Origin of the sequence: Kitasatospora sp. NPDC085895 (genome assembly GCF_040702125.1) — a bacterium.
Taxonomy (GTDB): domain Bacteria; phylum Actinomycetota; class Actinomycetes; order Streptomycetales; family Streptomycetaceae; genus Kitasatospora; species Kitasatospora arboriphila.
The window spans coordinates 1-7,291 of sequence record NZ_JBFBJY010000164.1 but is presented as its reverse complement, the minus strand read 5'-3'; the positions used below and the strand labels follow the sequence as shown (position 1 = coordinate 7,291).

Annotated in this window: 8 protein-coding genes; 1 reads left to right on the top strand and 7 read right to left on the bottom strand. The window is 73.6% G+C overall.

Going from position 1 to position 7,291, the window contains the following annotated elements; genetic code table 11:
• Nucleotides 1-223 precede the first annotated feature (223 nt).
• Nucleotides 224-1,063 carry a patatin-like phospholipase family protein gene (locus tag AB0442_RS41160; protein ID WP_366168648.1) on the top strand — a complete coding sequence of 280 codons (840 nt, stop codon included), beginning with the start codon at nucleotides 224-226 and terminating at the stop codon, nucleotides 1,061-1,063.
• Between the two features lie 69 nt (nucleotides 1,064-1,132).
• Here the strand turns inward: AB0442_RS41160 and AB0442_RS41155 are convergent, their stop codons facing one another.
• The 7 genes from AB0442_RS41155 to AB0442_RS41125 form a co-directional block, all read right to left on the bottom strand.
• On the bottom strand, nucleotides 1,133-2,020 hold the full coding sequence (locus AB0442_RS41155; protein WP_366168647.1) for a TauD/TfdA family dioxygenase: 888 nt from the start codon (nucleotides 2,018-2,020) through the stop codon (nucleotides 1,133-1,135).
• A 35-nt stretch (nucleotides 2,021-2,055) separates the two neighbouring features.
• A complete protein-coding gene (locus AB0442_RS41150) occupies nucleotides 2,056-2,394 on the bottom strand; it encodes a ferredoxin family protein (RefSeq protein ID WP_344626023.1) in 339 nt (112 codons plus the stop codon).
• Nucleotides 2,391-3,977, bottom strand: coding sequence for an FAD-binding protein (locus AB0442_RS41145; protein WP_366168646.1), 1,587 nt, complete (start codon nucleotides 3,975-3,977; stop codon nucleotides 2,391-2,393). Before AB0442_RS41145 ends, AB0442_RS41150 begins: the two co-directional genes overlap by 4 nt.
• Nucleotides 3,978-3,980: 3 nt before the next feature.
• Nucleotides 3,981-4,886 (bottom strand): ABC transporter permease, encoded by a 906-nt coding sequence (locus tag AB0442_RS41140; protein ID WP_366168645.1) that lies wholly within the window; start codon nucleotides 4,884-4,886, stop codon nucleotides 3,981-3,983.
• Nucleotides 4,883-5,689 (bottom strand): ABC transporter ATP-binding protein, encoded by an 807-nt coding sequence (locus tag AB0442_RS41135; protein ID WP_366168644.1) that lies wholly within the window; start codon nucleotides 5,687-5,689, stop codon nucleotides 4,883-4,885. Before AB0442_RS41135 ends, AB0442_RS41140 begins: the two co-directional genes overlap by 4 nt.
• A 3-nt stretch (nucleotides 5,690-5,692) precedes the next feature.
• Nucleotides 5,693-6,742, bottom strand: a complete 1,050-nt coding sequence (locus AB0442_RS41130; RefSeq protein WP_366168643.1) for an ABC transporter substrate-binding protein — start codon at nucleotides 6,740-6,742, stop codon at nucleotides 5,693-5,695.
• 260 nt (nucleotides 6,743-7,002) lie between these two features.
• A complete protein-coding gene (locus AB0442_RS41125; RefSeq protein WP_359984401.1) occupies nucleotides 7,003-7,086 on the bottom strand; it encodes a putative leader peptide in 84 nt (27 codons plus the stop codon).
• Nucleotides 7,087-7,291: the final 205 nt, after the last annotated feature.

The window sequence follows — 7,291 nt, the reverse complement described above, 5'->3', positions numbered from 1 at the left end:
CGCGCCCCCCCCGCCCTCCCCCCCCCCCCCGGCGGCGCCCCCCGCGGGGGGGGGGCCCCCCCCCCCCCCCCCCGCCCCGCCCCCCCCCCCCCCCCCGCCCCTCAGGTGTGACCACCTGCGACACGGAGCGCGCTTCCGACACGGAACACCCAGCCCGCTCCGGCCCGTTGGCACTCTCGGAGCGCGGCACCCACGCCCGGCTCCCACGGACGAGGAGGCGGGGATGACGGACCGGAAGTCATTGGTGCTCGGCGGGGGCGGGTTGGCGGGGATCGCCTGGCTGACCGGGTTGCTGGCCGGGTTCGAGGCGGAGGGCGTCGCCGTGGCCGGCACGGCGGACCAGGTGGTGGGCACGTCGGCGGGTTCCACCGTGGCGGGTCAGCTGGCGAGCGGTCTGCCGCTCGCCGAGCTCTACCGCCGGCAGAGCGAACCCCCTCTGCAGAACGCCGAGTTGACCCCCGACCCGGCCACGGTCGCCACCTTGACCGCGGTCTGGGGGAAGCTCGTCGAGGAGACCGTCGACCCGCTGGAACTGCGCCGGGCGGTCTGCGAGATGGCCCTGGCCGCGGAGACGGTGTCCGAACCGGCCCGCCGCGAGGTGATCGAGGGGAGGCTGCCGCGGCACGACTGGCCGGCGTGGCCGCTCACCCTGGTGGCGGTGGACGCCGGCACGGCCGAGGAGGTGCTGATCGACCGGGAGTCCGGGGTGGGCCTGGTCGATGCGGTGGCGGCGAGCTGCGCCGTCCCGGGGATCTGGCCGCCGGTCTCGGTGGACGGCTCCCGGTACGTGGACGGCGGTGTCCGCAGCTCGGCCAACGCCGACCTGGCCGAGGGCGGCCGGGTGCTGGTGCTGGCGCCGCTGCCGGACGAGGCGCTGACCGCGCAGGTCGCCGCGTTGGAGGCGCGCGGTGCGGCGGTGCTGGCGGTGACCCCGGACGAGGCGTCCGCGGCCGCGTTCGGCGTGAACCCGCTGGACCCGGCGGTGCGGACGCCGGCCGCGGCGGCCGGCCTCGCACAGGGCCGCCGGATCGCCGCGCGGGTCGCGGAGGTGTGGGGGAGGTGAACGCGCCCGGCCGCGCCGCGGGCGGTGTGCCCGCGGCGCGGCCGGTGCGGTGCCGCTCGGTGGCCCGGCTCAGCCGGTGTAGTGCGCGGCGTCGTCGCCCTCGACGATGTAGCTGGGCTCGCCGCTGACGCCGACCGGCACGTCGCCGGCGACGGTGACGCGGTGCAGGCGGCGCGGCAGGTCGTCGTAGTCGTCCGGCGCGTAGTGCTGGGTGGAGCGGTTGTCGAAGAGCACGACGTCGCCGACCGACCAGCGCCAGCGCACCACGTTCTCGGGCCGGGTGACGTACGACTGCAGGGTGCGCAGCAGGTCGTGCGAGGCGCCGGCGGGCAGGCCGAGGATGCGTTCGGCGAACCCGCCGATGAACAGGCCGCGTTCGCCGGACTCGGGGTGGACCCGGACCACGGGGTGGGCGGTGCGGTAGGTGCGGGAGGTGAAGACGGCCCGGCGCTCGGCCTCGGCGTCGTCGAGCTCCTTGCCCTGCGCGTAGTCGTAGTCGTTGGTGTGGACGGCCCAGAGCCGGTCGGCGAACTCCCGCAGCTGCTCGGGGAGGTCGCGGTAGGCGGCCTGGGCGTCGGCGATCAGGGTGTTGCCGCCGTAGGGCGGGACGACGAGGCTGCGCAGCGTGGACGCCTTGGGCGGGGTGCGGACGAAGGTGACGTCGGTGTGCCACTGGTTGGCGCGGCCGCCGTCCTCGCTGTCGACGGCGAGGACGTTGGGCTGTCCGTCGAGCGAGGGCACGGTCGGGTGGGCGGTGGTGAGCGGGCCGAAGTAGCCGGCGAAGCGGGTCTGGCCCTGGTCGTCGAGGTGCTGTCCGCGGAAGAACAGCGCCTTGTGGGCGACGAGGGCGTCGTTCAGCGCGGTGACGGTCTGCTCGTCGAGCGGCTGCGCGAGGTCGATGCCGGTGATCTCGGCGCCGATCCGGCCGCCGACCTTGTGGAGCTCGAACGCGGTCATGGGTGTGCTCCTCTTCGTGGTGCGGGTCGGGGGTTTCAGGAGGTGATGGGTGCGGTCCCGAAGGCTGGGCCGATGGCCTGCAGCGCCCCGGGGGTGCGGCCGTGGCCCCAGCCGATCCGGGCCCGGTAGCTGCCGAGCAGTCCGGCGCCGGCGAGGTCGTCCTCGTCGTGCGGGACGGGCTGCGGCCGGGTGCGCGGGTCGACGTACAGGGCGTCGACGGGGCAGTTGGCCTCGCAGTGGAAGCAGGTCTGGCAGTCGTCCTGCCGGGCGATCACGGGGATGCCGTCCGCGCCGCGGTCGAAGACGTCGGTGGGACAGACCCTGATGCACTTGTCGCAGGCGATGCAGCGGGCGGCGGAGACGAGTTCGATCACACGGGCTCCTTCACGGCGGGCTCCTTCACGGGGCGGGTCCAGACCTCGTCCAGACCGCCGGTGGCGATCCGGTGGTGCTGGGCGGGGTCCTGGTCGGGGAAGTCGAGTCGGCGGGCCATGCCGCGGCTCTCTGTGCGGGCGAGCGCGGAGCGGTACATCCAGCGGGCGTTGGCGGCGAGCGCGGCGGCCTGCCGGGTGCGGATCGTGTCGCGGCCCTCGCCGCGCAGTCCGGCGCGCAGCTGCCGCCAGGTGTCGTCGAGCACCCGGAGCGAGGCGGTGAGGGTGTCGCCGTGCCGCAGGTAGTTCTTGTCGTACGGCAGGACTTCGCCCTGGACGGCGGCGATCACCTCGCGGTGGTCGGCGCCGCCGCCGCCGGTCGGCCGCAGTCCGGCTCCGCCCGCGGCCCGCACGGGCCGGGTGCGGGCGGCGCGGCCGAGCCCGAGGGCGTACCGGGCGGCGCCGGTGCCGGCCCAGCTGCCCGAGGACATCGCCCAGGCCGCGTTGTGGCTGCCGCCGCCGGTGAAGCCGCCGCAGATCTCCTCGCGGGTGGCGGCGTCGCCGGCCGCGTAGAGGCCGGGCACGGTGGTGCGGCAGTCCGCGTCGGCGATCCGGATGCCGCCGGTGCCGCGGACGGTGCCCTCGGCGAGCAGGGTGATCGCGAACCGCTGGGTGAACGGGTCGATGCCGAGCCGGTCGAAGGTGAGGAAGAAGTTCGGCTGGGCGAGCCGCATCGCCTGCCGGGCGGCCGGGTCGGCCCGGTCGAGGGTGCAGTAGACCTTGGCGTCGAGCAGTTCGCGGGCGATGACCGATCGGCCGCCCTGGCTGGCGGCGCCCTCCAGGACGCTGCCGTCCTCCCGGTGGAAGGTGGCGAAGGAGTAGAAGGCGGTCTTGGTGACGGAGGTGTGCTCGGGCGCGATGCCGTACGCGTTGGAGAACTCCATGCCGGAGAGTTCGGCGCCGACCTCGGCCGCGTAGAGGGCGCCGTCGCCGGTGTCGGTGTCGGTGCCGAGGGCCCCGCTGAGGAACGCGCAGCCGCCGGTGGCGAGGACGACCGCGCCGGCCCGCACCCGGTAGGGGTGCCCGGCCTGCCGCCGGTGGCCGGCCGCGCCGGCGACCGATCCGTCGGCGGCGGTGAGCAGTTCGGTGACCGGGCTGTGGTCGAGGATGCGCACCCCGGCGCGGCGGGTCCTGATCCGCATCCGCCGCATGTACTCCGGGCCCTGCAGTCCGTTGCGCGGCTGGCGGCCGTCGGGCGCCGTCGGGAAGGGGTATCCGCCGGTCTCCGCCAGTTCGTTGATGTTGGCGTAGGTGCGGTCGAGGACGCGGGCCATCCAGCCGCGGTCGGCGAGGTGCCCGCCGAGGCCCTCGCGGCTCGCCATGGCGGCCTCCCGGGCGACCGGGTCGGGCTGCACGTACCAGACTCCGGTGCCGCCGGCGGCGGTCGCGCCGCTGGTGCCGCAGTAGCCCTTGTCGGCGAGGACGACGTCGGCGCCGGCCCGGGCCGCGTCGAGGGCGGCCCAGGTGGCGGCCGGGCCGCCGCCCACCACCAGGACGTCCGCGGTCAGTTCGAGGGTCTCGCCCATCGATCAGCCCCCCACCGGTGCGCGCCAGGCGGTGAAGCGGCGCTCCAGGGCGACCAGCAACTGGTTGAAGAGCACGCCGATCACGGAGATGGTGACGATGCCCGCGTACATCTGCGGGATGGCGAAGTTGAACTGGGAGGCGTTGATCAGGTAGCCGAGCCCGGCCTTGGCGCCGACCATCTCGGCGGCGACCAGGACGAGGATGGAGACCGCGCCGGCCAGCCTGATCCCGGTGAACACGGTCGGTACGGAGGCCGGCAGGATCACCTTCTGGAACAGCCGGAACGGTGAGAGGTTCAGTGAACGGGCGAGCCTCAGCAGGGTCGGGTCGACGGTGCGGACGGCGCTGATGGTGTTCAGCAGCACGGGCCAGATGCACGCGTAGAGCACGATGGAGATCTTGGAGGTCTCCCCGATCCCGAGGATCAGCACGAACACCGGCAGCAGCGCCAACGCGGCGGTGTTGCGAAAGAGTTCGAGCACCGGGCTGAGCAGGTTGGCGACCGGCCGGTACCAGCCGATCAGCAGGCCGAGCGGCACGCCGAGCGCGACGGCGAGGCCGAAGCCGCTCAGCGAACGGGTCAGGCTTGCCTGGGTGTTGGTCGCGAGCTGGCCGCTGTCCAAGAGGCCGAACCAGGCGTCGACGACCTGGCTGAACGGTGGCAGGAAGGTCGGGTCGACGAGGTTCAGCCGCGGGGCCGCCTCCCACACGGCGAGCAGGGCGGCGATCGCGACGGTCTTGCCGAGGCCGGCCAGCAGCAGACGGGGCAGCCTGGAGCGGCGGCGCGCGGCACGGGCACCCTCCCGGGGCGGAACGGCCGGGGCTTCGGCGGCCGGCGCCCCGGAGTCGGGCTTGGGCTTGGGCTTGGTGAGGACGGGCGGGGCGGACGGGCGGACGTCGGTGCTCATGCGGCGCTGACCTCTCTCTCCAACTGCTGGGCGCGGCTGACCTCGTCGTGCAGCAGGCTCCAGATCTCGTGCCGGTAGCGGGCGAACTCCGGGCTGGAGCGCAGGTCCCGGGCGGCGCTCCGGTCGCCGAGGTCGATCGGGACGACCTGCTTGACCCGGCCCGGGCGGGAGGTGAGCACGGCCACCCGCCCGCCGAGGTAGACCGCCTCCTCGATGCCGTGGGTGATGAACAGGACGGTCTTCCCGGTCTGCTGCCAGATCCGCCGCAGCTCGTCCTGCAGCGACTCGCGGGTCTGGGCGTCGAGCGCCGCGAACGGCTCGTCCATCAGCAGCACTTCGGGGTCGTAGGCGAGGCTGCGGGCGATCGCCACGCGCTGCTTCATGCCGCCGGACAGCTCGTGCGGGTGCCGGTCCTCGAAGCCGGTGAGGCCCACCAGGGCGAGGTACTCCCGTGCCCGGGCGGCGCGTCGGCGTCTCGGCACGCCGATCGACTCCAGGCCGAACTCGACGTTGCCCTGGGCCGTGCGCCAGGGCAGCAGCGCGTACTGCTGGAAGACGGTGGAGCGGTCGGGCCCGGGCCCGGTCACCGGGCGGCCGTTCAGCAGGATCTCGCCGGAGGTGGGCGCGGTGAGCCCGCCCAGCAGGTCGAGCAGGGTGGACTTGCCGCAACCGCTCGGCCCCACGAGCACGGCGAACTCACCGGCGGCGATGTCGAGGTCCACCCGGTCCACGGCGGTGAAGTCGCCCCCGCCGCGGACCTGGAACACCTTGCTGACGGAACGGAAGGAGATGTCGGCGCTCATCGCTCAACTCCTGCTCGGGGAGGGGCTCGCGGCCGTCGCCGCGGCCGCGGGGTAGCCGTTGAACTCGTTGGTGTAGAGGTCGGTCGGCTTCACCTGGCCGGCCTTGATGTCGCCGTGCTCGACCAGCCAGTCGATCCAGATCTTGAACTCGTCGTCGGTGATCCGGCCGCCGGTCTCCGCCACGCCCGCGGACTTCCAGTACTTCAGGGCCGCGGTGTCCTCGTTGCGGCCGCGCTTCTTCACGATCTCGACGCTGCGGGCGATGACCTCCTCCCGCGGCGTGGTCCTGGTCCACTCGATCGCCTTGGCCACACCGGTGACGAAGGTCCGCGCGGTGGTCGGGTTCTGCTTGAGGAAGCGGTTGGTGACGACGTACGTCCCCGCGCTGAACCGGCCCAGCAGGTCGTAGTCGCTGAACAGCGGGCGGATGCCGCCCGCCGCCAGGGCCTTGTCCCGCAGGACGCCGCCCAGCACCCCGACCTCGATCTGCTTCTGCCGTACCGACTGCTCGGTGTTGACCGGCGGCACCACGATCGGCTCGACCTTGGCGATCTCCGCCGGCGAGAGCCCGTTGCGCTGCAGGTAGATGTCGAGGATGGCCTCGCTGTGCGCACCCAGGGTGTTCATCCCGACCTTCTTGCCGAGCAGGTCGCGGGCGGAACGGATCGGGCTGTCCTGCAGCACGTAGAAGCCGTTGTACGCGGCCTCGTCGACGCCGTAGTAGCTGATCACGGCCTTCACCGGGGCACCGGCCGCGATCAGCTTCACGACCGCGCCGTTGAAGGCGCCGCCGAAGTCGATCTGGCCGGTCGCCGCGGACTGGATGTCCTGCGGGCCGCTGATGGTGTTGCCGACCCATTCGAGCTTCACATCACCGAAGTAGCCGAGGTCCTCGGCGAGTTCGGGCAGGGTCACCTGCCCCGCCCAGCCCTGGTACCTGAGCTTCTTCGTCTCGGATCCGGAGCCGGCGGAGGCGGTGGCCCGGCCGCAGGCAGTGGCGGCGACCCCCACGGCGGCGAGCGCGAGGAACTGGCGACGGGAGGTGGCGGGCATGGCGGAGGTCCTTTGCGGGAAGGGCGGCACACCCCTCCCCCGGGACGCGAACACCACGACGTCGGCGGCAGCCGGACAGCACGGAGGAACCCGTCACGGGAGAGCGGTGACACAGGGAGTGCGAGACGAACGACCGCCATCGGCCGGAAGGCCCGAGGAACGGTCGGCGAGCGGAGCCCGGGTACGCCGGAGTGCGGCAGGGGGCTCAGGTGAGGCCGGCGAGGCGGCGCGCCGTCATGGCGCGGTGGCGGGCCTGCCCGTCAACGGCAGGCGGCACAGATGGCGCTGGCATGACGTCGCAGATCGACGTGCAGGCGCCCGACGAGGCTCTCGGCTTGGCTCACGCTCTCAGCGTTCCAGCCGGCCCGTTCCCGGGTCAACGAATGTTCCAGCCCTGCAAGAAACCTGTCGTGCCGCCGACACACGCGGGCCGGGGAGTCGGGGCCGGAATGGGTCCGGAAATGCGAGAAGCCCCGCCCGGTGTCCCCGGGCGGGGCTTCTCTCAAGAATTGTTCGGCGGCGTCCTACTCTCCCACAGGGTCCCCCCTG